The sequence below is a fragment of the Pseudomonas cyclaminis genome (assembly GCF_015163715.1).
Classification (GTDB): domain Bacteria; phylum Pseudomonadota; class Gammaproteobacteria; order Pseudomonadales; family Pseudomonadaceae; genus Aquipseudomonas; species Aquipseudomonas cyclaminis.
This window is the reverse complement of the sequence record NZ_JADDUM010000258.1, coordinates 1-1,428: the sequence shown is the minus strand read 5'-3', so window position 1 is coordinate 1,428 and position 1,428 is coordinate 1. Positions and strand designations below refer to the sequence as shown.

Annotated in this window: 1 protein-coding gene; it reads left to right on the top strand. The window is 56.9% G+C overall.

What is annotated here, in order from left to right; translation table 11 throughout:
• Positions 1-293 precede the first annotated feature (293 nt).
• Positions 294-1,352, top strand: a complete 1,059-nt coding sequence (gene dinB, locus IQK56_RS26975) for a DNA polymerase IV (protein ID WP_193864242.1) — start codon at positions 294-296, stop codon at positions 1,350-1,352.
• Positions 1,353-1,428: the final 76 nt, after the last annotated feature.

The following is a 1,428-nucleotide window of genomic DNA, read 5'->3' as shown; positions in this document are numbered from 1 at the left end:
TGCTCCATCCCGCGTCTGTGTGTCGGCATTCTACAGAGGATCGCGAGCGTGTCAACCCGCGATTCGAAGAAAAGCGCTTGCGGTTCAATCGGTTAGCTCTCCAGAAAGGCGTATATGGGCAGCGCGGGCCAGTCGGGCCAAGGGTTTCGGCTCTATTGGGATGCTGATTTCGATTGAGAAAATAAATTCATCTACGAAATTTCCTACCGCTCAGACGGAAGATTCAAACTACTGGTGCTATATACAGGGGTGAGTGCGATACTGCCCACCCGTTGGATTTCACCCCTCTATATATGACGCAGCGCAAAATCATCCACGTCGACTGTGATTGCTTCTACGCCGCCATCGAGATGCGCGATAACCCGAGCCTGGCGCAAAAACCGCTGGCGGTGGGCGGCTCGGCGGACCGACGGGGCGTGATCGCTACGTGCAATTACGAGGCGCGGGCGTATGGCGTGCGTTCGGCCATGTCGTCGCGCCATGCCTTGAAGCTCTGCCCGGACCTGACCATCGTCAAGCCGCGTATGGATGCCTATAAAGAAGCGTCGAAGGAAATCCAGCTGATCTTTCGCGACTACACCGACCTGATCGAGCCGTTGTCCCTGGATGAAGCCTACCTGGACGTGTCCGACAGCCCGCATTTTGGCGGCAGCGCCACGCGTATCGCCCAGGATATTCGCCGCCGCGTGTCCAACCAGTTGCACATCACCGTGTCGGCAGGCGTGGCGCCGAACAAATTCCTGGCCAAGATCGCCAGCGATTGGAAAAAGCCCAACGGCCTGTTCGTGATTACCCCGGACCAGGTCGAAGATTTTGTCTCTCAGTTGCGCGTCAGCAAGTTGCACGGCGTGGGCAAGGTCACGGCCGACAAGCTGGCTCGTTTGGGCATTGAAGACTGCCTGCAACTGCGCGAGTGGAACAAGCTGGCGCTGGTGCGTGAATTCGGCAGTTTTGGCGAGCGACTCTGGAGCCTGGCGCGTGGGATAGATGACCGTGTGGTGCAGAATGACAACCGGCGGCAGTCCATCAGTGTGGAAAATACCTACGATGTGGATTTGCCGGATCTCTCAAGCTGCCTGGCGAAACTTCCAGAGTTGATGGAAACCCTGGCCGGGCGAATGGCGCGTATCGACAGCAGCTATAAGGCGGGCAAGCCGTTCGTTAAGGTGAAGTTTCATGACTTTACCCAGACGACGTTGGAACAGGCGGGAGCGGCGCGGGATCTGGAGAGTTATCAACAGCTGATGACCCAGGCGTTTAATCGTGGTGATAAACCGGTGCGATTGTTGGGGATTGGCGTGCGGTTGCTGGACTTGAGCACCGGCAATGAACAGTTGGAGTTCTCCTGGTAGAAATCGGGAGCAAAAAATGTGGGAGGGGGATGCCCGATTGCGGTGGGTCAGCTATATATAACGCTTGCTGATCCAC